The sequence below is a fragment of the Capnocytophaga gingivalis genome (genome assembly GCF_002302415.1).
Taxonomy (GTDB): Bacteria; Bacteroidota; Bacteroidia; order Flavobacteriales; family Flavobacteriaceae; genus Capnocytophaga; species Capnocytophaga gingivalis.
In genome coordinates this window covers 2,258,519-2,284,308 of record NZ_CP022386.1, presented here as the reverse complement: position 1 = coordinate 2,284,308, position 25,790 = coordinate 2,258,519, and the positions used below count along the sequence as shown (strand labels likewise).

General features: G+C 35.2%; 21 protein-coding genes. All 21 read right to left on the bottom strand.

From position 1 onward, the window contains the following. Window positions 1–31: 31 nt before the first annotated feature. Window positions 32–439, bottom strand: coding sequence for a type VI secretion system tube protein TssD (tssD, locus tag CGC50_RS10880; protein ID WP_095910838.1), 408 nt, complete (start codon window positions 437–439; stop codon window positions 32–34). 124 nt (window positions 440–563) lie between these two features. Further along, the gene (locus CGC50_RS10875) at window positions 564–1,742 is read right to left on the bottom strand and encodes a hypothetical protein (protein ID WP_095910837.1); all 1,179 of its coding nucleotides are present in this window, start codon (window positions 1,740–1,742) and stop codon (window positions 564–566) included. After that, window positions 1,739–2,665, bottom strand: coding sequence for a TssN family type VI secretion system protein (locus CGC50_RS10870; RefSeq protein WP_095910836.1), 927 nt, complete (start codon window positions 2,663–2,665; stop codon window positions 1,739–1,741). The genes CGC50_RS10875 and CGC50_RS10870 overlap by 4 nt, the downstream gene beginning before the upstream one ends. 12 nt (window positions 2,666–2,677) lie before the next feature. Continuing rightward, entirely contained in the window at window positions 2,678–3,661 is a 984-nt protein-coding gene (locus CGC50_RS10865; RefSeq protein ID WP_232781116.1) for a hypothetical protein, read from the bottom strand. A gap of 2 nt (window positions 3,662–3,663) precedes the next feature. Then, window positions 3,664–5,535, bottom strand: coding sequence for a type VI secretion system baseplate subunit TssF (locus CGC50_RS10860; protein ID WP_095910835.1), 1,872 nt, complete (start codon window positions 5,533–5,535; stop codon window positions 3,664–3,666). Between the two features lie 22 nt (window positions 5,536–5,557). Then, window positions 5,558–5,998 carry a GPW/gp25 family protein gene (locus tag CGC50_RS10855; RefSeq protein WP_095910834.1) on the bottom strand — a complete coding sequence of 147 codons (441 nt, stop codon included), beginning with the start codon at window positions 5,996–5,998 and terminating at the stop codon, window positions 5,558–5,560. 5 nt (window positions 5,999–6,003) lie between these two features. Further along, window positions 6,004–6,846 carry a lytic transglycosylase domain-containing protein gene (locus CGC50_RS10850; RefSeq protein WP_095910833.1) on the bottom strand — a complete coding sequence of 281 codons (843 nt, stop codon included), beginning with the start codon at window positions 6,844–6,846 and terminating at the stop codon, window positions 6,004–6,006. Between the two features lie 84 nt (window positions 6,847–6,930). Further along, on the bottom strand, window positions 6,931–9,408 hold the full coding sequence (locus CGC50_RS10845) for an ATP-dependent Clp protease ATP-binding subunit (protein ID WP_095910832.1): 2,478 nt from the start codon (window positions 9,406–9,408) through the stop codon (window positions 6,931–6,933). A gap of 18 nt (window positions 9,409–9,426) precedes the next feature. Further along, window positions 9,427–10,104: a hypothetical protein gene (locus tag CGC50_RS10840; RefSeq protein WP_095910831.1), complete on the bottom strand. Its 678-nt coding sequence runs from the start codon at window positions 10,102–10,104 to the stop codon at window positions 9,427–9,429. A gap of 4 nt (window positions 10,105–10,108) precedes the next feature. Further along, entirely contained in the window at window positions 10,109–10,246 is a 138-nt protein-coding gene (locus CGC50_RS13795) for a hypothetical protein (protein WP_157909455.1), read from the bottom strand. A 4-nt stretch (window positions 10,247–10,250) separates the two neighbouring features. Then, window positions 10,251–11,000 carry a hypothetical protein gene (locus CGC50_RS10835; protein ID WP_095910830.1) on the bottom strand — a complete coding sequence of 250 codons (750 nt, stop codon included), beginning with the start codon at window positions 10,998–11,000 and terminating at the stop codon, window positions 10,251–10,253. Next, complete coding sequence (locus tag CGC50_RS10830) at window positions 10,993–12,198, bottom strand: hypothetical protein (RefSeq protein WP_095910829.1); 1,206 nt, start codon at window positions 12,196–12,198, stop codon at window positions 10,993–10,995. The genes CGC50_RS10835 and CGC50_RS10830 overlap by 8 nt, the downstream gene beginning before the upstream one ends. 2 nt (window positions 12,199–12,200) lie before the next feature. Further along, window positions 12,201–12,929 carry a type VI secretion system tube protein TssD gene (tssD, locus tag CGC50_RS10825; protein WP_095910828.1) on the bottom strand — a complete coding sequence of 243 codons (729 nt, stop codon included), beginning with the start codon at window positions 12,927–12,929 and terminating at the stop codon, window positions 12,201–12,203. Next, on the bottom strand, window positions 12,926–15,301 hold the full coding sequence (tssR, locus tag CGC50_RS10820; RefSeq protein WP_095910827.1) for a type VI secretion system protein TssR domain-containing protein: 2,376 nt from the start codon (window positions 15,299–15,301) through the stop codon (window positions 12,926–12,928). Before tssR ends, tssD (CGC50_RS10825) begins: the two co-directional genes overlap by 4 nt. Before the next feature lies 1 nt (window position 15,302). Beyond that, a complete protein-coding gene (locus CGC50_RS10815; protein WP_095910826.1) occupies window positions 15,303–16,205 on the bottom strand; it encodes a PKD domain-containing protein in 903 nt (300 codons plus the stop codon). 567 nt (window positions 16,206–16,772) lie between these two features. Then, window positions 16,773–17,417 (bottom strand): hypothetical protein, encoded by a 645-nt coding sequence (locus CGC50_RS10810; RefSeq protein WP_095910825.1) that lies wholly within the window; start codon window positions 17,415–17,417, stop codon window positions 16,773–16,775. Beyond that, complete coding sequence (locus CGC50_RS10805) at window positions 17,405–18,478, bottom strand: RHS repeat-associated core domain-containing protein (RefSeq protein WP_095910824.1); 1,074 nt, start codon at window positions 18,476–18,478, stop codon at window positions 17,405–17,407. The genes CGC50_RS10810 and CGC50_RS10805 overlap by 13 nt, the downstream gene beginning before the upstream one ends. A gap of 314 nt (window positions 18,479–18,792) precedes the next feature. Further along, window positions 18,793–19,404, bottom strand: a complete 612-nt coding sequence (locus CGC50_RS10800; protein WP_157909454.1) for a hypothetical protein — start codon at window positions 19,402–19,404, stop codon at window positions 18,793–18,795. A gap of 6 nt (window positions 19,405–19,410) precedes the next feature. Beyond that, window positions 19,411–20,259 (bottom strand): RHS repeat domain-containing protein, encoded by an 849-nt coding sequence (locus tag CGC50_RS10795; RefSeq protein ID WP_095910822.1) that lies wholly within the window; start codon window positions 20,257–20,259, stop codon window positions 19,411–19,413. A 743-nt stretch (window positions 20,260–21,002) separates the two neighbouring features. After that, on the bottom strand, window positions 21,003–21,248 hold the full coding sequence (locus CGC50_RS10785; RefSeq protein WP_095910821.1) for a hypothetical protein: 246 nt from the start codon (window positions 21,246–21,248) through the stop codon (window positions 21,003–21,005). Continuing rightward, window positions 21,236–25,747, bottom strand: coding sequence for a DUF6531 domain-containing protein (locus CGC50_RS10780; RefSeq protein ID WP_095910820.1), 4,512 nt, complete (start codon window positions 25,745–25,747; stop codon window positions 21,236–21,238). Before CGC50_RS10780 ends, CGC50_RS10785 begins: the two co-directional genes overlap by 13 nt. Window positions 25,748–25,790: the final 43 nt, after the last annotated feature.

Genomic DNA, 25,790 nt, shown 5'->3' with positions numbered 1-25,790 from the left:
GTGGCATATTTTAGCCACTGATTTAATTCTTTTAAGCACTTGGCCATACACCTTCGTAAGTAGCACCTCCGTAGTTGATAAATTCGGCACTTATCACAAAACTAATGACCATGCTGTTACTATTGACAGCATCAAAATCCAATGTATGCTGGATCACATACCCATTTTCCCAATTAAGGGTAATGAGTGTACCCTCTTCGTGAGATTTGTTGAAGGTAATCTCTCCAACAGTTGGTTTGTACTTGCCGTTGAGCAAGCTCTCCAAAATGTCAGATTTGTCTGTTGCCTCAATGGTAACATTGATAAGTGCATTTGAGGGGTCTGAAGCCACACGGCCAGACACATCCACTGAACGGCCTACGCTGTAGCTAAGTTTCAACACTTTTTGGGCTTCCCCTTGGTTGAACTTCAGTACAGCTCTTGAATTATTCTCTGCCATACGTAATTATGTTTTTAAAAATTTCTGCAAAGCTACAAAGCTTTCTTGGGTTCTGCAAGTTTTTGTACAAGAAAGTGAAAAAATGTCGCAATTCTACTACAAATCCTTTAAGATTTTTATAAGACTAATCTAAGACACTCCATCCTGTTTTATTTTTGGAGTTATTTTTATCAATTTGCTGTTCATTGACAATAATATTTTCTTTTCGTTGTCCTATATAATCCAATTCACTTAGTTTTTTAAAGGTGGCAGAGAGATTATCTAAAAGTAACTTTATATCCTTGAGATGTTCTCCACAGTTATTGTGGTTGTAATTTATCTCTGCTACGGCAGAAAGCAAAGTATCCAAATTATGAGGAGCTACATTACTCCACTCATAAATATAGTTTTGCATTTCTTCCTTCTCTCTTTCAGGGATCAGCATTCTTGCACTATTAAAATGAAAAGCCAATTGAGAGAATATCTCAATCATATAAATAGGAGGCTGATTAAGCACAAGATTTCTATAAGCAAAATAAGTATTACCCAAATGATTTACAATGGTAGTACACAACAATTTAATATTGCTTGCCAAAGAAGAGTTTTGACCTTTTTCTATAATCTTTGAGATAATTACTTTAGTACTATCTTGTAATATGGCTATAGATTTGGCAAAATCAGTGTAATGCACTAAGAGTTTTCTAAAACTATAAAGATTTACACAAGGCGGAATAAAGTCCTCATCAGCAGACACACTTTCTCCTGTGAGCGAAATTTTTCCTATCACTAATGAATTAGCATTTACTTGTCCTTCGTTATAAGTAGTAATAGGCATTACATCTACGATATATTTTGGAGTGGTAAAAGGATGACGTGGAGGTGTTTCTTCTGGGTCTATATCCCCCAAAGGAATCCTCTCATAAGGGTTAACCGCAATGAGAATATAATAACCTTCATCACTTTTATTGGTCGTGTTATTAACTTCTTTAGTAGCTTTAGCAACTTTGGCATCCCCAATCAAAGATTTGATGTTCACCTTGTAATCACTCAGCTCAATCCTCAGTCCAGCAGCAGTTACTGCCGAACAATGATGAATGATTAATTGTACATCATTGGTAGCTGTGTTATAGATTTCGAACACTCTATTCTCTTCATCTTTTTTGTAGGGCTGTGGCAATAGCCCATAGTTAAAATTGTTGATACCTAAGGAACTCGTATCCCTTACAGTATCAATGATAAAATTCTGGTGCTGGATGAAATGTTTTTCAGAAATTTTCATCCCATCAACCCAATTTACGGCAGCGTATTTTATTGGTTTTATCATAAGGACTCTTTTTGATTATCTTCTTTTTTTTCTTTAAGGTTTTGTTTTTCGGACGAGTGAACTCTTTTACAAATGATGATACTATTCTCTAAAAGTCCATTCTCAGTAATATCTTTTTCAAAGTCAATAAATTTTCGTGGATGAAAGAATGATTTCTTGGTGTAAAATATCCAAGAATAACTATCCCCTCCCTTTGCCTTTAAGTGAATAATATCATTAGGATTTTTATTATTATATTCATTTACAGCAATATGAAACCAATCTCCAAACGACACCCCAGTATCCAAGGCTTTAGCTTTTATCCTTGAGCGAGTTTCATCATCTACATCCTTGTACAATTCAATATTCAGCACTTGCATTCTATTGAAATTGATGGTATCAATATTTATATCTTTTGGATAATCTGGAGCTGACCAAGTCTCATAAATAGCCAAAGGAATGTCTAAGAACTGTAGATAAGTATAATAAAAAGCTAAGGGTACTATAAAAATAGAAATACAAGTAGAGGCAATAAGTGCATACTCATCAAAACCACTTACCCAATTGAATATATTGTAGAATAGATACCCTCCTAACAACATTCCTGTAAGTGTTATCAATCCTTCAAAGAGCATAGCAAAAGCAAGACTCTTGTTGTTATGTTTAAAATACTGATGTAGTAAGTTTACATTTAGAATTCCTAAAAAGAAATAGATAACCATAGCAAACAAATACCAATATGGGCTAAAGGTATTATTAGCAACTCCCAACACCCCTAATATTCCCAAACACAAGCCCGTGATAAGAATATAAATAATGAGCGTTTTCCCTTTTATTGAAGAGACTTTCTTCTTTAATACACCTAAAGTAACAGCTAATAGAGCTATTATCAAAGGAGCTAACAGATATTTGATAAAAAAAGCTTTTACAACAACTAATTCCATAAATTTAACTAATTATAAAAAGGTAGAATATCCTAAACGGTTCACATTCTCCTCAGAGGTGAGCGTAAAGGAATCTTGTTTTCTTTCAGTAATAAAAAATTCTTCAACATTTGCCTGAACAGGTAGGCAATAATCATATAACACCTGCAGGAGCCTACGCAAAGGAGCTTCAGGCATATAATGATTGAGAGATTCATAAGGGATTGCTCCATAGTAAATACCCCAATTTCGTTCACCATCTAAGTGACTACCGCTTAATAGTGAACTTTGTCCCAATCGCATCTGTGAAAGTACAAGAGAAGAGGACACTACTCCTATATCTTCAACTCGATTAGGCAAAAAAACAATACGAACAGGAACTTGTAAGAACGCTTTTAAACACTTTTCAAACCACTTTTTATTGCCTCTAATAGCGTGGAAAAAGGGCAGTAGAAACACAAAAATACGAGCTGTTTTCTTCTCAATTGCATTGAGTAAAGGGAATAAATCACTAAGTACTTCCACTAAAAAGGAACTCTCACTACTTATATCATAATTATTCTCTTGCATTAACATTGAAAGCTGCAAGTAGAAAGCTTCATTTTCAAACGGTTGAAAAAGTTTCCTCGCACTTGCCTCAATACGTCTTTGGGTACGTATTCCTTCTATGATGGTATCTACCCCTGAGGAAAAATCTCCCAAGGTAGGAGAATGAAAAACACCATTAGGTAGGTAATCATAAATCCCCTCTTGATAGGTTTCTATATTAAGTACATTTTCATCTAAGCCCAATAAATCTACTGAAATAGATTTGATATCCTTGTGATAAGTCCGTTCATTACCTCCTAATCGTTTCAAAAAAAGGTGATGAATTTCCTTGTAAAAATTAAGTAAATTCAGAGCTATAACTTCTATCTTATAATCAGTATCTAACTCATTGTAAAAAGGCTTATTAGCAATAATCCTATCTTCTATACTTATACTGGATTTTCTTAAACTACTGGTCATTATACTCATACTTAATCATTATTTATTACCCTAACAATATAGGTTATCCCATCAATAGAACGAGATTCTATTTGGGTTTTTATAGCAATAGCCATCTTATCCCAATAGCTTTTACCATAAGTAGCATAAGAGGCTGGGGTGATTTCTATTTCAACAGTTCTGATAAATCCTTCCTTAGGTTTATCGCTGATGATTGTACCTCTTTTCACCTCTACCTTTTTCAGCTCATCTTTAAGCATTACCTTACAGAAATTCTTGATATCTTCTTTAGTGATAATTCTATCACGTGTAGTTAAGGCGTATTTGTAGGCCTCAATGGCATTGGTGCCCTTTTGCTCCTTGCGACCTCCCATTGTATCTGTAAGTAGGGTAATACCACGTAAAGTTTTGGTTGAGGTATATTTAAGAGGATCTAAGGACATACCTGCGCGTAAGTTATTAGCATCATCACATTGAGTGATCCAATAAGCGGCTTTAAAATGGATAGCTCCTTCAAAAGGATTGACAATCACATAGTTTATCTCCTCTGAGGTAATCTTATCAGCATTAGTGGTTTTTTGCTCCAACAATCTCATTTGTTGGGTCATCTTTTTAAGAGCATCGGTAACATCGTCTTTCTTATAAACACTGAAAGCTGATACTTCATCGCGGATGAGTTCTAAAACACTATTCATCATATCAATAGCATTTCGCTCATCAAAACGCTCCATACCTCCTTTACGCACACTATACAATCCTTGACCAATAGTGTCATTTTGCAAAAATGGGATCCCTTGATAAGTCTTCCCCATATTATCCTCTACTTTATCAATATACAAGAAATGTTCGGCACTATCTGTTTTCAAAGGAATATTATTTCCCATAATATCCAAAGCCCCTTCTTCTTTACGCCAACCACGATTGTATATAGGAAATGCATTGAGTAAGACAGAGAATCCCTCTATAATATCTGTTGAAAATTGTGTAGGGAAAGTCAATTCTATCCAAATCATCTTTTCTTTCTTCAAAGTCTTTAATAGAGATTCATTATCCTTTAAGAAAGATAATTTTTCTGGGAAATCCTCACTAATATCTCCTTGTGAAAAACCTGAAAGCTCTATAAACTGATGGTTATAGATGCGTTTTACGTTCTCTTGTATCTGTGTTTTAGGGGTATAATCATAAAAAAGTTCTTGATATTCTGATGAAAATTCTTGAGAAGATTCGTAAGAAAAACCTCCTTGTACTACTAAATCTCTTTCTGAACATTGGGCTTTTATAAAAGGAAGCAGTTTATACACAAAATCAACTTCTTCAAAAGCAGGATTCGCACAATAAAAACGAAGTTTTTCAGGAATATGCTCTTCATAATTGGAAGCATCAATACCTATCCACAGAGAGTTATAAGAAACTCCTTGAGAGATTTTTTCTATAGGTGTTTTTTGGTATTGTTCATCAATAGTAAAGCAAGTACGATGAGTAAGTAATCCATAGACTTGCATCCTAAAAAGCTCTATTGTATCAATAGGAGTAAAAACAATATCTATATTTTTATCTGATTCTCCTTTTACAGTAGAAGCAGACAAACGCTTGAAAGAGAACTCGCTATATTCTTCTAACACTTCTCTTGGTTCAATAGGAAAAGTAATCCCTATAGCATGAGCGGGTTGAGGATAAGTATGTATAGAAGGAGTAAGAAGTTTTGAAAGTTTTTCAACAATACGACTCTGAGTAGTTTGCAAATTGTTACTCAGTTTGAATATTTCAGCACTAAAAGCGTCTATCAAAAGTTTCACAAAAGGATCTATAGAGCTAATACTTTTTAGCCCCCATATCTTTGTTGCATTTTGCAACATACGTGCCTTTATAGCTTCTTTTGAGTAGGAATTAAGTTTGCTTATCATAAAAATAATATGCTTGTAATTATTAGTCTACAGACATTGGACTTAAAAATATTTCTGTGGTAAACTGGAAAGGTTCGCCTGTTTCTACCATCTTAGCAGAAATAGCAATTTTTGCTCTGCGTTTTATCTCACTAAACTTTTTAGTATCATACGAATGTTCTACATAGGCAATGTGAACTTCCACTTTAGGAACTGTGATCCTAGGTTCATAATTGGTAATTTGTTCTTTTAGACTTTTGATAAATATATTTTCCCAATCTACTAAACTTACTGAATTTTCAAATTCTATATCCCATACTTCATTTCCATATTGAGGATCATACCTGTTTTCTCCTTTTCGGGTCATAATCAAAAGCATAATATTTCGGGCAATACTCTCAGCAGTATTACACGTTTCAATAGCATTGTACTCTTTTATAAGACTATCTGGGTCAAAAGGTATTTTGTAATTCTTCTGAAACATAAAGATTAATTCTCTAATGATTTGAGTAATATTTGATTCTTTAATAGTAAGAAATCAGGCATTTTATCTACAGGTAGATATAAATTGCCTATCCCTTTTTCAGTGCATTCTTTTTTCAAAGAAGGATTCCACTCTAATAAATCGCTTATTGTAACTCCAATTTCTTGAGCTACAATTTCCAATTTGAAAGAGGAACTAATTTCGGTAGCTACAAAAGATGGATTTTGAGCCAATGAAGATTTCTCAGTAGGGCGAAAATCCATATCTGTACTCTTATAGTCCATCATCAAAGCTTCATACTCATCAGTAATAATACAAGCTATAAGAAACTTCTGTACATGTTCGGTAGTTTCATTGGGTAAGTAGCTGTAAAAGGCACTATATTTTTTAGACTGACTTTTCCCTATAGCTCTATCTACACATCCTTCCCCACAATTATAAGCTGCTACTACAGTTATCCAATTTTGATACTTAGCATACAAGTTTCTAAGACTCTGAACCGCTACTAAAGTACTTTTGTATACATCATAACGCCCCTCTGGAGGCAAACCATATTGCTTAGCATGATCCTCTGTAAACTGCCATATTCCTACTGCTTGTGCAGAGGAAACAGCATTTTTATCAAAGTTGGATTCTATAAGAGCTAAGTTTCTCATCAGTTTAGGAATTCCATTAGCAACTAAGCTACTCTCTATAAAGGCTACTACTTTTTCATTTTCTCTAAGTAGATAACGATAGAACCTTTCCGTTTTTTCAGGGACTAATGGTTTTGTGAATTCTTGACCATAAATGTTTCCTAACAATAAGAATGAGAAAATAAATCCTATATAATAGTTTCTGTAGCTCATATACTTAACTATCTGAAAAGTAAAAATTACATACTGGGCAAAGATACTACTTTTCTTACATATTACAACTCTACTGATAAAATTTTATTCTTTTTGTATTATCTGCCAACAGATGTCTTTTTTATCATTGTCCCATTGAACAGAAAGAGTGTCACCATACTTTATTTCTTCAGCAACGATCTTTTTTGAAATAGGGCGTGTGAGATGTGTGCGTATAACTCCTGCTATTTGCCTTGCTCCATATTTACTACTAAAGCCTGAAATTGCTAAATTCTTCTTAGCTTCTTCTGAAAGGGAGAGATGTATTCCCAAACGTTCTAAAGAGTTTTCCAAAGGTTTAAGTTGTATACTGAAAATCTTTTCAGCCATTTCTTCAGATATAGGAGCAAATGGGATAATTCCAGTAATACGTGCTAAGAACTCAGGGCGGAAATGTCCGGACATTAGTTGCATTAGCTCTGAGGAAGTAGGGATATGGTGCTGTGCAAATTTCTCAATAATATCAGCACTACCTATATTAGAAGTAAATAACACTAAGGCATTACTAAAATCACCTTCTTTACCTAATTTATCAGTGATTTTCCCTTCATCCATCAGTTGTAAAAATACATCAAATACGGAACTATGAGCTTTTTCTATTTCATCAAAAAGTACTACAGCATAGGGCTGTTGACGTATTTTATTCACAAGCATTCCCCCCTCTTCATATCCTACATACCCTGGAGGTGCTCCATAGAGTAGTGCTGCTGAATGTTCTTCTTTAAATTCGGACATATCAAAACGAATCATAGCTTTTTCATCATTGAACAACAGTTCTGCTATGGATTTAGCAAGTTCTGTTTTACCTGTACCTGTAGGTCCTAAGAAGAAGAACGAACCTATAGGTTGCCCTGCTTTACCTAATCCGCTACGATTTTCAACAATAGCCTCTGACAATATTTTTAAAGCATGGTCTTGCCCTACCACTCGTTTGAGCAAATAGGACTCCATATTGAGCATTTTCTCTTTCTCTTGAGCTTGAATTTTACCTATAGGGATGCCTGTTTTAGCAGCCATTACTGCTGCTAATTCTAATTTACCTACTTTCTCTCGCTTTATTTGTGCATACACAACTAACTCTTCATATACTTTTTCTATCAGAGCTTCTACCTGCTCTACAGTAGCATTAGGTTCTATAGTAGGTTGTTCTTTAAGAGAACCCCATAAAATAGGACTGATACGATTTTGTAGTTGCGCATAGAGCCATTGCAATTCAGAAAGTTTGTCATCTTGAGATAGCTCTTGTTCTTTTAATTGGTCATAAGTTTCTTTCCAACTTGCAAGCTCTTTTTCTGAAAGCTCATTGAGCATTTTGATAGATGCCATTGTCCTGTCTAACAAATCAATGGCTGCATCAGGAAGTTTTTTACCCTTAGCATAACGTTTTGCCAAACGCACGCATTCAGGAAGAGCTTCTTTCTCTACTTCTATCTGATGGTGTTTTTGATAGTTCTCAAGTACAACTTCTATCATCTTTATACAAGCAGCCATATCAGGCTCAAGAATAGTGAGTGCTTCAAATCTTCTATTGAAGGCTTGCTCAGGCTCTATTACCTTGCGGTATTCCTCAAAAGTGGTTGCTCCTATTACGGTAATTTCTCCTCTTGCTAATTCTGGTTTGAGCAGGTTGGCAACTCCTCCCATAGCTCCTTTGCTATCTACAATTGTATGAATTTCATCAATAAATAAAATAGCTTTATCTAACTTCTTACATTCATTGATTACTTTTTTCATTCTATCTTCTATCTCTCCTTTATAAGAGGCACCTGCTGCCAGCAGACTCACATCGAGTTCTAAAAGAATAGCATTTTTGAGACTTATAGGCACATTACCCTTTACAATTTCTTGAGCAAAACCTTCAATAAGAGCTGTTTTTCCTACTCCAGGTTCTCCTATAATAATTACATTGGGTTTAGTTCTCCTACAAAGTACCTCTATTAGACTTCTTGTTTCTTTTTCTCGTCCTATAATTTTATCTAACAAAGCATTTTTAGCTTGGGCTGTTCTATCAATGCAGTACTGATTTAGGATAGAAAGATTTATATTTTTATCAGCTCCTTCACTATATGAAGAGAAAGAGTGTTCCATAGAGGGCGTAAATACATTCAAATGTTGAAGTATTTCGTGTTCTCTTAAAGGTAAAGATTTGAGTTCATTGAATGAAAAGACAACATCGGGAGTTACAATAGCTGTTAAGATACAAATAGGGGTAATTTCGTCTATCCCTAACTTTAACCGTATCTCATCAGCTTCTTCTAAGATGTTATTTACTTTCTCACTGGGTACTACTTCCTCTGGCAGATAAGTTGCCGTAGGGTATTCCTCTATGCGTACTTCTGACCATTCGTAAATATAGCCGGTATCCTTGCCTAAACTTTGCAAAAAACCTATGAGGTCTATATCTTTATGGAGCAATGCCTGTAGCAGATGTGCCCCATCATAACTTGCATTGTAATTTTCTCTTGCTATCTGTCCAGCTATATGAAATAATTCTTTTACAGTTTCATTTGTAAGATTTGTCATATTTATATAGGTTCAAATTTAGAATATTTTCTTAATGGTATATATTTTTTCTGTTGGTAAGTCCTTTGCTCTTTGGAAAAAATCTTCTTTTGTGCCATATTCATCTTTATAAAGGAAATAACCTGTGTTAGCATCTATATAGTAGATTTTATTTACTAATTCTTCTTCCGACATTACTCCGAATTTTACAATATATACGTATCGCCAATCTGTCGGATAGACCTCCCTTTTTTTTCTTGTTACTTCTATATAGTAAGGGGTTCTTCTGTAGAAAAATATATCTACATCAAAAGTTTGTAGGATAATTTTCCGAACATTTTCTATACTTATTTTATAATTTTCGTCGTGATTAATGATTTTAGTAACTTTTCCTTCCTCAAAAAGGTATTCATTTCCTATTGGAAAATCTTGAAAATAATACATTTTCTTCTGGATAGTACCTTTTTTTGTAAAAATAATACATTTTTTTATATTTGATTTCTTATGGCGAGTCCATTCTATAAATTCTTTTTGTTTTGTAAGCTGATGTACAGAAACGCTATCTTTTCTATAGAAATTATATCTACCATCTTTATTATATTTTTTAAACTTTTTTACATCAAAAGATTCAATAAGACTATCTTTTCTATAATCAAAAGATTGCCCGTTGCATATTATCGAGAACAGAGATAAGAACAAAAGCATTTTAACTTTCATAAAATTATTCAAATTTTTTAAATATAGCTATTCTTGCTAAGAGCCATTGCCAACGCCAAGAATTTTTCCTCCCTTCTTCATATGCTATCTGTCCAGCTATATGAAATAATTCTTTTACAGTTTCATTTGTAAGATTTGTCATATTTTTATGGTGCTGTTGTTTCTATATTTGTTGGTGTAAAATAAGACATATCCTCTGGAAGCATCTCTCTATGAAAAATCTCCTCACCTGTGATACCATCTACTTTTACTATTATTTTTTTGATAACTGTGTTTTCAATAGTTATATCATCGCTCCAATAATGATACTCCACTATCCAAAAAGGGTGGTTATCCTCATAATATTTGGAAAGATTGACTCCACATCTTTTATTTGCTTCTCTATATCTAAAATCTCTACGTATATCTACTTGATATTTTATCCAAAATTGGTCTGCTAATTGTTTAAAAGAGAATGGTAAATCATTATTTATAGTTTTAGCTATCTTTTCATTATTATACAAAATTTCTTTTCCTATAAGGATAGATGAATAGTTATCATTCTTGTATTCTATATACAGTCTTTCTCTTATTCCCTCTTCATTGTATTCTGTAATAGAAATATCTCGATGAAATAATACTCTTTCTATTTTATCAAAGAATGTACCTTGGTAGCGTATTATTTCTATATCTACAATTATCTGCTCTATTTCTGTATAAAAATCTAAAAAAGATTTGTAGGAACTAAAAGGGATTGTGCCTCTTCCGTTTTTTTTATTTTGTTCGAAAAAATCTATATTAATTTTATCTGTAAAAAAATGATAAAAATTTGTACCATTTTTTTTATACTTTAAAATAGCGTCCAGATCTTCTTTATATTGAGAGTAAAGTAACCTAAAAAAATCTATGTCATTCATTTTCTAATTTGATTTCATCTATATTGTTATTAATATTCTTATTTACTTTCCTCCATTGCATAAATAAGGAAGAGGAGCGTTCTGTTTTTGTGTAATCCATTAAGTTATTTGTTTTGTTTTCAAAAAAAACTACATCTAATCCCTCTTCAAACGTATGAGGTAATCCAAAACAATGTAAGAGTTCGTGAGTTGGAGCTACTTTTTTATCATAGTGACTGCTGAAAATCACAGATATTTTACCTCCAATTTTTTCAGAATAACCACTTGCTAATTCAATTTTTCCATCCACAATTTTTCCTCCTGCAAAAGGTATAAAAAACATTTTGTAGCTATTATCTTCATTATTATTGATATTACTCTCAAAAAAAGAATATATATTATTAAACTCTATTTTTTCAGTGTTTATAACACGAGAATCTCTTTCCATTAATAGATGATTTTCTCTAATAAAATTCACCAATTTCTCATCCCTTTCATAATCTATATAATCTTTAAAATCAATAATAGGTTCTATATAAAATTGAGCTAAATATTTTTTAATATGGCTTTCTATTTTTTCCTTTTCATCTGTATCTCCCTCCCACTTTTTTATATGAGGGAGTGTTACAACCTTATAACAGATAATGTCTTTTTGAAGGATGTTTTTATTGGCAATTACTATTATAGCTCCCATTAAATTCCCATCTCCATATACACTAATATACTCATTCTTAGAAAAACTTTTCAAACATTTTATATTAAGTTCTATATTTTTATATTCTCCTATGCTTTTATTTAAATCTGTTTCTGATTTGTCTAAGGTAAAAATATTTTCATCATATGAAAATTTATAATTTTGAATTTCTTCTGTTATTTTTATTCGCAAAATTAGTTTAGCCGTTCTCTCAGGCAATAGCGTCATATAAGGAATATAGTATTTCTTTTTTTTATCAATAGGATGGGGAAAATTCTTATATTTTTCCAAAAACTTTTCATACTCATTATTGTCAGAATCAAATATATTCCCCTTTCTTTTAATTTTATATTTTCCTATAATATCTTTATAGATAGTATCATCATTATAAAGAACCCAATCAAATCCAAACTCACCATCGTAATTGTCGTGAGGTCTGAACTCTATAACACCTATCCCTTTAGGTTTTAGTTCTGCAGATAAAGATTTACCTGTTTGATGTAATTTTATTGTTGCTACAGCCATTGTTAGTTGTCGTTTTTAGGTTCTATTATTTTTAGTTTGATGCTATCATTATTACTTTTGAAAGTATAATTCTGCAAAGTATCATTCTCTAAACGATTCCCTTCATACTCAAAATCTACTTTTTCATCTTCAATACTTAAATCTCCCGTTTTGCCTGCTAAGTTTTCACCTCTTACATTTAGATAGATAAAAGTTCCTATTTTAAAATCAATATTTTCTATTTTCTTTCCTGAAGTATCGGTATAGTATAGTTCAAACAAATCTGGGTCTGTGTTTAAAAGTTGTTGCGACTTTTCTTTAGGTCGCACATAATCAAACGTAATAGCATAGTATTCAGAGTTGATGATGTATTTATGATCATAAATACGCTCACGTGTGAAGATTTCAAGGGTGGTTACCATTCCGCGTTCTTGATCATAATCTACTTTGAAACTCGTAGCAAGAGCATCTGTAAGTTCATAATGTAAGAACTCTTGTCCATAAGAGGTTTCATCATAAAAGATAATAGTCCCATTATACCATTGCCCTTTATGCGATTTGTTATCTTTATTCCTACCATACATCCAATCGGCAAAAAAATCATCATCTTCTTCAGTTAAAAAGGTTACTTTAAAAAAATGAGCTATAGGGAGGCTATCAGGATAGCCCCTTTTACAAACTGTCTTGCTATAAGCTGTACTCAATGAGATCAATTCTTTTCTATGCCCTGCTATGTTTAGTATTCCTATCATAATTTCTTTGGTATCATTGTCTTAGGAACAAACTCTTGCCCTACCCAATAGTATGTTTCTCCATTGTACCTTATTCGCATTTTAGCATTATTCTTATGGGTAATAAGGCGAGTTGCTAAAATTTTGTACTGATTGAAATAGGCCTCTATCGTTGTATCGGATATATCTTTGTTATTTTTCCACTCTCTAAGACTCCTATTCATCAAAGGTTCTTGAGGTGCATTCATTCCTGTTTGCCAAGCAATAGTCTCAGCCATCGTTTGTTTGTATATGCGCCCTCTACTTCGTTTGTTGATAGCGGGGTTGAGTTTTTTTACAAAGCGCACATAATAGCGGATCGCCTTTCTGCGATTGAATTTTTTCTCATTACCTACTTTGCTATGAAGCAGAGTATAGTAATGATGCAGTTGCTCAAACTCTTGTTCGCTAAGGAGTATTCCGTTTTCACCTGCTCTCTCTGGCGCATACAGATATCCTTTGAAGAGGAAAGAATTATCTTTGCCTAAGAAGCCTGAAGCCATCGCTGGAGGAATACGTTTTTTGGGAAGTGTTAATGTATCTTTGTACTTATCATACAACGATGTTTTCTTCACTCCAATATCTGAACGAAAGTAAGTGGTAAGTGATTGGTCTATATGTTTGTTGTCAAAAGTGATTTGCCCTAAAAGGCTGTCGATAGAAGATTTTAGTATATTGATAGGCATCATTTCTCCTTTCTTTGGAAAAATAACGTAGCCTTGTGTCATACTTTTTTTAGGATAATCTAAGCGGAATATACCTTCTGCTCCTTGTGAAAGGCTATAATCATTCTCTAAAGAGACATCTTGTGGATTTACTATCTTTTCTTTCTTTAGTTCTGAAATATTTTTAGCACTATTTATCACAAGTTTCTCTGCTAAAAGTACAAAATTGTTATAAGTATCATCAGATTTAGCTTGGGTTTGGAAACATATAAGTCTTGCCTTTACACGAGTAATGGCATCTGCTAAAATACCTGTAGAAGGGTAAGCTGAAGCTGAAGTTCCTACCAAAACTATCATATTGGTTTGGTCTTTAGCCTGAGCCTCATATAGAAGACGGGTGGCTGTTAAGATTCCCTGTTCAACAGGTTGCCCTTTAGTTGTATCTTTGCATTTGAGTTCTTGTAATTTATCATCAAAGAAATCAATTACATCTTCATAATCAGTGGTTAGAGGAGAAGATAAATTACTAACTCCACAATTATCACTTTTATAAACTACTCCAGCCAAACGTATGGTAGAGAAATAGTCCATCTTAGAAAATTGCAATTGTAATTCTTGTAATAACGACTTTAACGTAGGAATATAAAGGCGATTATTCTCACTACCATCTAATACAAAGACTAAGTTCAACTTTCGGTTATTGTACAATATATCTTTATATTTAGGGTAGTAGATAGGGGTTCCTAAGATATTGTATATTTTATTCTGACTGTAATCAAAAGGATTATCGAGAAATCCTACTTCTTTAGGAGTTTGAGATAATTCTTTGATAGTTGTAGGATATATATTCTCTATTCTATTTCTCTGTTTTATTTCTTTAAGTGAAATAGCAGGAATTGACTGTAGAGAGTCTTGTTTTTTATGAAGAAAGATGTCGGCTGAAAAAGTATTTGAAGATAGTTGAATAGCTGTTCTATCACCCCATATTGAGATCATTTTTTTACTAACCCAACCATAGACAGAGCTTTGTATACTATCTACAATAGAGGCAGGTTTTTTACCAATGAGAAGCATTTCTTTATCAGCAGATTCTTTGTATATGTACACTAAATCTCCAATACTTCTTTTCTTAGCTTTTTCACTGAGATTAGGAGTCTTATATACAATTACAGAATCATTTTCTAAAAAATCATTAGGTGTAGTAAAAACCTCTGGATCAGAAACTGTAAGAATTGCTTTAGTAGCAAAACCAGTCTCTGCACTTCTAAGTCCCTTGCTCCACAATAGCAAACGCTCTTGAGGCACCCAGCCTTTTACTTTTATCTTGCTCTTTTTCAGGGTTAGCTTGCCGTCATTGAGTGAGGTAGGAGTGTATTCTCCTACTTTAAACATCCCCTTGCGCTTCTTTAAGACAATAAGCGGTTCTAAGAATCTTAGTTCTTTGTATACTAAAGTGATATCTTCCTCTTTAGTAGGGCTAACACGATTGTTCTCCCTATCAGAGAAAACAACCCAAGTTTGTTTTTGTTTAGGATAACCATTAACCAAAAGAGTGTTATCTATATTCCCATAAAGAGAAGGAGAAGGTGTCCTATATACCTTTAAAGGGGTACATCCTATCACTGAAAGCAAAAGGAGTATCCCTATTAAAAATCTTTTAAGAGATTGTCTATGTTTAGATAGTTTCATTTCATTGACTTTGAATAATATTGACCTTAACAATGCAATTCATTTCCTCATCAAAGGTTACTTTCACCTCTTGAATTGTACTTTTCTTGTCAAACTGCAATCCTGCACAATAATAGTAGAAAGTATTTACTTTGCTTGTATTTACCTTTACAGGGGTATTGTCATTTTTACAAAGGTAAGTGTTGAGCAAATAATTATAATGTTTGTTGAAATCCACTCCTTTGGCTATTTGTTGTAAGTGATGTTTGAAATCATCATCTATTTTCTCATAAATAGTCTCTATAGAGGTAGAGTCTTTCAGTACTTTGAAAGAAGGCAAAATGTTTATCTTATGAGTGATAGGATATTCAGTATCATCTGTATAGAGAGTTACTTGATACTCACCAGGATTTTGATAGGCATAGATAACCATTGGCTCTTTAGCATCAATACTTCCTGTTTCTCCAAACTTCCAGCTGAATAACTTTGCTACTTTAGAGTTAGCTCTAAAGACTACATTTTCAAATTGCATAGCCTCTTTAGGGGCTTCAATAGTAGTGATAGAATCTGTAATACTTCTTTTGATAGTACCTATTACTTGTATAGGAAAAGTCTTGCTATACTTACCATTGAGTGTGAGTTTTACTTGATAATACCCTGGTTTTCTATACATATAATATCCCTTATCATTGATGGAGATATTCCCATCACCGAATCTCCATTCACGAAATGCAGAGAAAGATGTATTATCCTTGAAAAACAAGGTATCTCCTACTTGTAAAGTAGTAGGAAATACATCAGCTTCTATATCAGCCATGTTATGAAAAAAACGTTTTTGTAGCCAAAAGCCTACTAATCCTAATAGGAGTAGGCTTACTACAATGATTGTTATGAGCTTTCCTTTATTTTTCTCTTTGTAATCCATAAATTGCTATCATTATCTATTCCTAAAAATGAACTATTTGCCTCTTAGGCACAAAAGTACAATTATTTTTATAATCAGCAAAAAATATTTTACAATTTTCTTTTTGATAGTATTTTAAAAAAGTTAGGTGTTATAAAAGTCAATCAAAATCAATATCTTAAAGGTTGCAAGTTTTGTGTATGAAAATGTTTAATTTTCCTTTAACAACACATTTGAAACATTAGGTGTAACTTTTACACTATTCAGAGTACATTATAGGCTTAAAAAACGCTTATATCTATGGTAGGTAAAGGGAAATAGCAGGGCAATTCTTTTGTATTATATTGATTAGTAAGCTATTGGAATTTTAACAACATATCTGATACATTACCTCTTCTTTAACAACACATCTAAAACATTAGGTGTAACTTTTACACTATTTAGAGCACATTATAGGCTTAAAAAACTCTTTTCTCTATGGCGGGTAAAGGGAAATAGCAGGGCAATTCTTTTGTATTATATTGATTAGTAAGCTGTTGGAATTTTAACAACACATCTGATACATTACCACACATCTGATACATTACCTTACCATTCTATATTTTCTAATTCATCAATAGGTAAGTTTAATGCTTTATATTTAAGAATAGATTCATCCTTTAAGTAATTAAAATCTTCTTTTCTATCTAAGTATTTCAAAATACATAAAGCTTGTAAAGCATTATTATTTTTTATATTCCATTGAACTAAAAAATCCCAATCACTTATTTTTTGCACCCATTTTTGTCCATATTCAAAAAGAGTGATAAGTTCATCTTTATAAACTTCTATTTCTGAACTATTACTAATATAACAGCTTTGTACCTTTATAGTTTGAAAAACAATATCAAGGTCTCTCCAATTGTAAACGCCTCCTATTATGGGAGCACTTTTTTTGATGTATTTAACTAATCTTTTTTTTACTAAGTCAGGAATCTCACGTTTCCCTATAGATTTTAATTTTATTTGGTTGCTTATATGGGCTATTTCTTCTTGAAGTATTGATAAAGAAATATCTAATAAATAATAATCTTGTCCATTTTTTTTTCTTAAATCAAAAAAATAGCCATAAGAAAGTTGAGCTTCTTTTTTTAATGTGCCTATATAGGCAGTATATTTATTGTCAAAGTACAATCCTGCTTTTAGCATTCTGTCATCTAATATGCTTCTAATTTTATTAATTATAGTTTCCATAGTTCCACTTGAGTTACACTTGTTGTTGTATTATTAGTTTTTTGTCCAATTAAAGGATCATTTTTATTTATAAATCCTTTTTCTCCAAAAGTCCCTTGACCTTTATTTATGAGAGTGTCTTTTTTTATTTGTTTTTTACTTCTTTTAGCTTTACCACTTTTCACCTCTACGTTAATAATTTTACCTGTTTTCTTATTTCGTGCTAATATATCTATATAACGAACACCTCCTCCATCTTTTTTGTCAAAAAATACAGTAACATTTCTACCTATTATCTCTATGTCAGGATTATTTAATAATCTATCATGTATAAAGTCTTCAGCTTTCTTACCATTTTTTCTGTTATTAGCCATTTGAGCACTTGAACATGCTAATCCAAAAATATCTAACCACCAGTTACTATCCTCTACATAGGCATAAATATTAGGATTATTACCTTCCAATCCAATCGGATCTTGGCTTATATACGCCCCAGTCTCAGGACTATAATACCTAAACCTGTTATAAGCAAGATTAGTCTCAAAGTCATAATACTGCCCTTGGTATAAGAATGGTACAAAAGGAAAGACCTCATCACCTAAAGAAGAATGTTTGTACTCTTTACGTACACGCCCATAAATATCAAGCTGGCGATTCCATACCTCCATTCCATCGCTATCAATAGCAAGTATAGGCGTGCCGAGATGGTCGGAGATAATGCTATATGCCTTGCCGTTTACGAGTTTAGCTGTTGGTACAAACCCTTCAAAGACCCAAGTAGTAAGCTCGGTGTTTTCGGAGTTGTCTTTCTTAAAGGTTTCGTGTAATAAAACATTCCCGTCCCATACAAAACGGAACGTGGAACTCATTCTTCTTTTCTCTAAACGTCTGCCAAAGGCATCGTATCTGAACCTATAGGTGGTGCCTTGTAAATCTGAAACAGAACGGAGTGAACCGTTGGCATTCCAAGTGTAGAGTATTCCCTTTCCAGTGCTTTTAGGGTTTATGCCTAAGTCACGGAGTTCACTACCACTAAAGAACGGGCGGTAACCTACGTCCTTGATATGCTCCTTGAAAATCAAGTTACCCTCTACATCATAGTGATAGTAGTAGGTGCGGTCTTCTTGGAGTTGGCTGTTTTTGTACTAGCGGTCTCTTTTGTCCTTTGTTTCGTATAGGTTACCGAGCTTGTCAGGAGTACGGAAATTTTAACAACACATCTGAAACATTAGGTGCCTCTTTACACTATTTTGAGCGTATTATAGCCTTTTAAAATGCTTATCTCTATGATGGGTAAAGGAATATAGTGGGGCAGTTCTTTTGTATTGTATTGATTAGTAAGTTGTTGGAATTTTAACAACACATCTGGAACATTACCAAACATTTAGCTTTCTAATTATATAATATCTCCTACTTCTAAAAATACAACATTACTAAATCCTCTTTTTTCTATATATTTTTTTACATTTTCTGTACATAGTAGAGGATAACTTTTCTCTATTCTGAAAAAATCAAAATTTTGAATTTCCTTTCGTTGAATAAAAATCCCCTTTTCTTTTTCTCTTAATATATGTTTTGCCCCAATAATAGATTCAACTCCTATATAGGAATCTATATATTCTTCACCATTTGCTCTCTTTTCTATTATCACAGTACTTTGAGGCAATATTGGTATATATATTTTAGAATAAATATGTACCAAATCCACCTCTTCTTTAGGTAGCCATCTTAATCTATGGATATTTTTTGCTACTATCTCTTTTGGATTTTTATGCCACTCAAGCTCTCCTATTTCCAATTTCTCAAATCTTTGTTTTAGTTCCATTGCTATTTCTCTTTTACATATTACATATGAGCTATAGAGAAAATCTGGAACAAGATTTCCTTTAGAAAGATAATCATTCCAAGTAACTCTTATTTGTTCTCCTTGTTCAAAAGGTTGTCTCATCTGAGCGTGAATACTAGCGTAAATGGGATTACATAAAGGTCTTATTTTATATATTTTCATCATTTATTATTTAGACTTACAGTCATTTTGCTTCTTTTTAGGTTTATATTGATCTATCTCGAAATCTTTTGCTATTTGCTCTCTAATAGCTAGTATTTTTTCAGTAGTGACATCTCCTTCTATTTGATTAATCCTATTAATAAATATAGTATTATAATCCCCTCCATTTTTCTTTGATATTTCTGAGTTTGGATTATGAATGTCTTTATGTATATCATCAGGAATATCCCACATATTAGGAGAATTCTTAGTACCTTTTACTCTCTTATCCTTTGCAACTTCTTCAGGCACCAAAGGTTCTGGTCTATAAGTAGACCCATCAGCTCTTTTGCTTTTTCTAGGGTTATATATTCTTCTTGGAATAGTATGATGCTTCGCAAGTCCAAACACATCTATCCACCAGTTGCTATCCTCCACATAAGCATATATATTAGGGTTGTTAGCATTTAGCTTTATAGGGTCTTGTGAAATATACGCCCCAGTCTCAGGTGAGTAGTAGCGGAAGCGGTTATAAGCAAGATTAGTCTCAAAATCATAATACTGCCCTTGGTATAAGAAAGGTACAAAAGGAAAGACATCATCACCAAGAGAGGAATGCTTATATTCCTTGCGTACTCTTCCATAAATATCAAGCTGGCGGTTCCATACCTCCATTCCATCGCTATCAATAGCAAGTATAGGCGTGCCGAGATGGTCGGAGATGATACTATAAGCCTTACCATTCACGAGTTTAGCTGTTGGCACAAACCCTTCAAAGACCCAAGTAGTAAGCTCGGTGTTTTCAGAGTTGTCTTTCTTAAAGGTTTCGTGCAAGAGCACATTTCCGTCCCATACAAAACGGAAGGTAGAAGCCATTCTTCTTTTCTCAATACGCCTACCAAAAGCATCGTATCTAAATCTATAGGTGGTGCCTTGTAAATCTGTAACAGAACGGAGTGAACCGTTGGCATTCCAAGTGTAAAGTATTCCCTTTCCAGTGCTCTTAGGATTTATACCTAAGTCTCTAAGTTCACCTCCGCTAAAGACTGGTCTGTAGCCTATATCTTTGATGTACTCTTTAAAGATAAGATTACCCTCTACATCATAGTGATAGTAGTAGGTGAGGTCTTGTTGGAGTTGGCTATTTTTGTACTTGCGGTCTTTCTTATCCTTTGTCTCGTATAGGTTACCAAGCTTGTCAGGGGTGCGGAACTGTTCTTCCTTAACAACACATTTGAAACATTAGGTGTCTCTTTACTCTATTTAGAGCACATTATAGGCTTAAAAAACTCTTTTCTCTATGGCGGGTAAAGGAAAATAGCAGGGCAATTTTTTTGTATTATATTGATTAGTAAGCTGTTGGAATTTTAACAACACATCTGATACATTACCCAATATTTAGAACGTATTATAGGCTTGAAAAACTCTTTTCTCTATGGTGGGTTAAGGAATATAGATTTTTGTTTTCTTTGTATTTTACTGATTGTTAAGTCGTTATGTTTTTAACAACACATCTGGTATACTACTGGGAAATTAGCAGGGCAATTTTTTTGTATTGTATTGATTTTAAGGATATTGTAGTTTTAACAACATATTTGATACATTACCAATTATGAAGACTAAGTATACAATTTGTCTACCAGTTCCTCTGCCAATTTTCCTGATTCTGTCAGTTCATAATCTTTATCAAAGCCATATATATCAAGATAATCTAATGCTAAATCTCTTATTTTATCCATATCATCTTCAGATAACTCAATAATGACTATATGATTATCCTTATAGAAAACGTTAGTAATTATAGATTGTTTTATTAAACCTTGTAAAAAATAATATTGTTTTATCGTTAATTTCACTCTTTGCATAATTTTTTTGCTTTTTTAGTTGAAGTTGGATTAACAGATATAATTTTACCCGTTGTTGGATTAATAACTACTTCTGCTTTTTTTCCAATAAATCGTTGTGAAGACCTACCTTCACTATCAATTTTAATATCGCTAACCTTTAATGGTTTTTTAACTGCACTAAGAATATCTATGGGTGCTACACTTCTTTCGATTGCCCTGTTAACGCCATGTGAAGTGAATTCCATTATTCTTATTTCAGTAGAAGTAATGACTTCCAACCCAAACACATCCACCCACCAGTTACTATCCTTCACATACCCATATAGCGTAGGATTCCCCCCTGCCAATCCTATTGGGTCTTGACTTATGTATGCTCCTGTTTCAGGTGAGTAGTAACGATAACGATTATAAGCAAGATTAGTCTCAAAGTCATAATACTGCCCTTGGTATAAGAAAGGTACAAAAGGAAAGACATCATCACCAAGAGAGGAATGCTTATATTCCTTGCGTACTCTTCCATAAATATCAAGCTGGCGGTTCCATACCTCCATTCCATCGCTATCAATAGCAAGTATAGGCGTGCCGAGATGGTCGGAGATAATGCTATATGCCTTACCATTTACTAACTTGGCGGTAGGTACAAAACCTTCAAACACCCAAGTGGTGAGCTCTGTATGCTCAGAGTTGTCTTTCTTAAAGGTCTCGTGTAATAAAACATTCCCGTCCCATACAAAACCGAACGTGGAACTCATACGGCGTTTCTCTAAACGCCTGCCAAAGGCATCGTATCTAAATCTATAAGTAACACCTTCTAAGTTGGTGACAGCACGGAGTGAGCCGTTAGCGTTCCAAGTATATAAAAAGCCTTTACCGGTGCTTTTAGGTTGTATACCTAAGTCTCTAAGTTCACCTCCACTAAAGACTGGTCTATAACCTACATCTTTAATGTGTTCCTTAAAAATCAAGTTGCCCTCTACATCGTAGTGATAGTAGTAGGTACGGTCTTGTTGAAGTTGGCTGTTTTTATACTTGCGGTCTTTCTTGTCCTTGGTTTCGTATAGGTTACCGAGCTTGTCAGGAGTACGGAATTGCTCTTCCTTACGGTCGTAAATGGCACGTACAAGGTAGCCCCTGTCATCGTATTCAAAGGAGGCATCTCGGTCTTTATAAGCGTGGTCTATGATATCATACAAACGGTAATCCACGCCCCATTGGTACTCTTTCCAAAGGAGCGTACCATAATCACTACGGGCTGTTTGGTGACGTATACGACCTAACCGATCTCGACGTGTCTGATTGGTTACATTACCCGTTAATTCTCGTTGGATTTCTAAGCCTAACTTGTCGTAGTCTATTTTAGCCTCCCAGTCCCCCGCTTGTATTTTGCTTATATTGCTTAGTTTATCAAGCTCGTAGCTAATATCCGCTCCTAAGTTACTGCTTAGCTTAGTTCGTCTGCCAAGGATGTCGTATTCGCTATATACTTCAGTAACTTCCTCGCTATTGGTGCGCTGGGTGCGCTCTTTGGTGATGTTGCCTAATTTATCCCTTTCAAAAGTTACTATGGCATCGGCATTAGTGGCTTCTTTTAAAAATCCTGCTTCGTAGAGGTATTGCTCGCTACTGCCGTCGTGGTAGCTTACTTGGGCTATACGTCCGTTAGGGTCATAGTCATAGCTGGTATAGCGTTTTTTGGTGCGTTGTACTTTGGTTACCCAGCCTGCTTGGTTGCGCTCATATTCTCTGATAAGTCCGTCAAAAGCGGTTTCCTTGCGTACGTTACCATTGCCGTCTAAATCAAAGAGGTATTCCTCGCCTTCTTCGTTTACAATACGGCGCAATTGTCCTTCGGTATCATAGGTAAAGCGTACCGTGCTGTCGCCCTCAGTGCGTTCTATGAGTTTGTTTAAGCCTTTGTAGCGGTAGCGGATGTCCTTATAGGCATCGCTATAACGCACCACATTATCCATCGCATCGTACTTCAATGAGATGTTATTATCGTCAAAGTCTTGTACGAGTTCCACCCTTCCTAAGAGGTCGTAGTGGCGCAACTGTCTTAGCTGGTGGGGGTTGGTGATAGCTGTACACTGTCCTAAGCGGTCGTATTCGTATTCGGTAATACCCTCGTTTGGGGCTTTTATCCGTTTGATATTCTTTTGTCTGTCGTACAGTACCTCTGTAGTAGCTCCCAAGGCATCGGTAAGGGAGTGTAACAGTCCTTTTTCGTATTTGAAGGCTGTGGTGGCTCCCAATGGGGTTTTGCGTTCGGTGAGGTTACCTACCTCGTCGTAGTTCCATTCCCATTTGCCTCCTCTTGGGTCAGTGGCTTCGGTGAGTAGGTGTTTGTTATAGGGGTCGTAGTACTCCATTTGGGTAAGGCTCCCATCGGGTTCTATGACCTTTACCACATTGCCCCACTTATCGTGGAGGTAGCTGGTGGTATTACCCATTGGGTCAGTTTCCATTTCCAGCTCACTAAAGCTGTTGTAATGCGAGTTCCATTCGCCCTTTTCGGGGTCTACGTATTTTATGACGCGTCCGTTGTGGTGGTGGAAGGATTTGGTATAGCCCAAGCTATCTCTTACCAGTGTGCAATGTGGGTCGGAGTAATCAAAGGTATAGTGCAAGAGGTCGTCAGTACCTCGTACTTCTACGCATTTGGCGCCTGTGCCTTTGCCGTCGTAAGTAAATGTCCATACTGTACCATTGCGCCAGATTTCTTTTACCATTAGGTGGTTTTGGTAGGCAAAGTGCATAGGTTGCCCTAAGGCATCGGTATGGGTGAGCAAATCTCCTTCCTCGGAGTAGCTATATTGTGCGATCGCAAAGTGTTCGTTTTCTTGTTTGGGGTGAGGTGCGTATATAGTGGTGATACGTCCCTCGTTATCGGTATCAAAGGTTAAGGTACGTTCGGCTGAGTCTATCAGCTGGGTTAGGGCTCCATTGGCTTTATAGCTCAGCTGTATTTGGTGGCCGTTTCTATCTACTATCTTCTCCAGCAGCTGTTGCTTGCGCTCACTGCCTTTCATTGGGTATTCCGCTTCGGTAAAATAGTAGCACAGTCCTGAGGTGTCTTTTACGTAATAGCGTCCGCTTTCATCCACACATAGGTAGAGTTTTTCCAAGCGGTGGAAAGTGGGTTTGTCAGGACTGTTGGGCAGTTCTATATCTACCCCGCGTCCATCGTTCATTCTGATAGTGGCTACTCTGGCTTCCCAATCAAAACCTATAGCCATATCGTAGGGGTGGTGCCAGCCATAGCCTAAAGGACCTTCGTAAGGGCTATAGCTATACCAAGTGCGTTCCCATACCAAAGGAATGACTCCTGAGAGGCTAAAGTCTTCATTATCGGTATAGAAATATCCTTCAGCTACTTCCACAGGGTGGCTTTGTCCTGTACCGAAGTGTTTAGAGAGTTTGGTTTTGGTAGCACAAGAGAAGGGCAGTTTGGAAATTCCTTTTTCGGCTAACTTGCGGAAGCGTTGTCCTAACTTGAGTTTGCCCAAGCCTGCTTTGAAGAGTCTATCGCCTATGGCTAAGGGGTTGATAGGAGTAGGAATGGTATTGACCAGTACAGGTCGGCTCCAAGGGATAGGCAGGATATTGCCAGAAGGGACAAAGAGTTCTGTTTTAGGGTTTTCGGGGTCAGGGGATTTTTTGGTACTATTGCGTTGGCCTTTAAAGAGGTCTACAATACCTATATCCCAGCAGTCATAGTTCAGGTGCATCATCCCTGCCATAGGGTCGCCATCGGCTGTTACAAAGAGGCTTCCTAAATACACCTTACCATTGTCCTTAGCGATTGTGCTATCAAAGCTGGGGTGAAAGCCTGCACCCATAGGGATATGTGGAATCACTCTTGAGGGAGTGCCTGTTATAGCTCGTGGCAATACGCCTCCAATGAACACCGTAGCACTGAGTCCTGCTTTTCCTAAAGCTGTAGATACCAAGCCATCGGCTTGGTTGATGAGTTTATCAGTTTTAGCTTGTGCGGCTTGTTCTGCTTCCGTATGCAGTTCGTTGGCATTGGGTTGTGCTTCTTGTACTGCGCTCATGGCCTCTGCCTTTACCATATTGACCATACAGCTCACCCAGTCTTTGGTTCTAAAAAGTACAGAAATATAAGGGTGAGGCAGGGGGACAGGAGTCCCTGGTGGAACGGTAACAAAGTGTACATCTATCCCCATTACAGGGTCTAACTGCTTGGCTACAGGCAAAAAGGCTTCGCCTTTGAAAGCAGCTAAATGGGTCATCAAGGGCATTATTAAGGACTCTGAGAGTTGCCTTGAGAGGCCTTGTACCACATCAATAGCCGTTTTGATGTCTAAGGCTGCCTCTATGGGGCTTACACTCCCATCGGCAAGTCCTTTAAGGGCATTTACTGCCCCAACAACAGCTTCAGAGCTCTGCAAAAAGTTCTCCTGGGCTCCCTGCAACGCTTGGTCTGTACTCCCTGCGTCGGCTACAGGACCCTCTGTGCCCTTGAGAAATTTTTTGAAATAGCTGTTGCTTGACATCTGTTACTATTTGTTATTTTTTTGTTATACCTAAAATCCTAAA

Bases quoted from the DNA above. Each gene is read 5' to 3' on its own strand.
- tssD (WP_095910838.1), bottom strand. From the start codon at position 439: ATGGCAGAGAATAATTCAAGAGCTGTACTGAAGTTCAACCAAGGGGAA.
- CGC50_RS10875 (WP_095910837.1), bottom strand. From the start codon at position 1,742: ATGATAAAACCAATAAAATACGCTGCCGTAAATTGGGTTGATGGGATG.
- CGC50_RS10870 (WP_095910836.1), bottom strand. From the start codon at position 2,665: ATGGAATTAGTTGTTGTAAAAGCTTTTTTTATCAAATATCTGTTAGCT.
- CGC50_RS10865 (WP_232781116.1), bottom strand. From the start codon at position 3,661: ATGAGTATAATGACCAGTAGTTTAAGAAAATCCAGTATAAGTATAGAA.
- CGC50_RS10860 (WP_095910835.1), bottom strand. From the start codon at position 5,535: ATGATAAGCAAACTTAATTCCTACTCAAAAGAAGCTATAAAGGCACGT.
- CGC50_RS10855 (WP_095910834.1), bottom strand. From the start codon at position 5,998: ATGTTTCAGAAGAATTACAAAATACCTTTTGACCCAGATAGTCTTATA.
- CGC50_RS10850 (WP_095910833.1), bottom strand. From the start codon at position 6,846: ATGAGCTACAGAAACTATTATATAGGATTTATTTTCTCATTCTTATTG.
- CGC50_RS10845 (WP_095910832.1), bottom strand. From the start codon at position 9,408: ATGACAAATCTTACAAATGAAACTGTAAAAGAATTATTTCATATAGCT.
- CGC50_RS10840 (WP_095910831.1), bottom strand. From the start codon at position 10,104: ATGAAAGTTAAAATGCTTTTGTTCTTATCTCTGTTCTCGATAATATGC.
- CGC50_RS13795 (WP_157909455.1), bottom strand. From the start codon at position 10,246: ATGACAAATCTTACAAATGAAACTGTAAAAGAATTATTTCATATAGCT.
- CGC50_RS10835 (WP_095910830.1), bottom strand. From the start codon at position 11,000: ATGAATGACATAGATTTTTTTAGGTTACTTTACTCTCAATATAAAGAA.
- CGC50_RS10830 (WP_095910829.1), bottom strand. From the start codon at position 12,198: ATGGCTGTAGCAACAATAAAATTACATCAAACAGGTAAATCTTTATCT.
- tssD (WP_095910828.1), bottom strand. From the start codon at position 12,929: ATGATAGGAATACTAAACATAGCAGGGCATAGAAAAGAATTGATCTCA.
- tssR (WP_095910827.1), bottom strand. From the start codon at position 15,301: ATGAAACTATCTAAACATAGACAATCTCTTAAAAGATTTTTAATAGGG.
- CGC50_RS10815 (WP_095910826.1), bottom strand. From the start codon at position 16,205: ATGGATTACAAAGAGAAAAATAAAGGAAAGCTCATAACAATCATTGTA.
- CGC50_RS10810 (WP_095910825.1), bottom strand. From the start codon at position 17,417: ATGGAAACTATAATTAATAAAATTAGAAGCATATTAGATGACAGAATG.
- CGC50_RS10800 (WP_157909454.1), bottom strand. From the start codon at position 19,404: ATGAAAATATATAAAATAAGACCTTTATGTAATCCCATTTACGCTAGT.
- CGC50_RS10795 (WP_095910822.1), bottom strand. From the start codon at position 20,259: ATGGCTTCTACCTTCCGTTTTGTATGGGACGGAAATGTGCTCTTGCAC.
- CGC50_RS10785 (WP_095910821.1), bottom strand. From the start codon at position 21,248: ATGCAAAGAGTGAAATTAACGATAAAACAATATTATTTTTTACAAGGT.
- CGC50_RS10780 (WP_095910820.1), bottom strand. From the start codon at position 25,747: ATGTCAAGCAACAGCTATTTCAAAAAATTTCTCAAGGGCACAGAGGGT.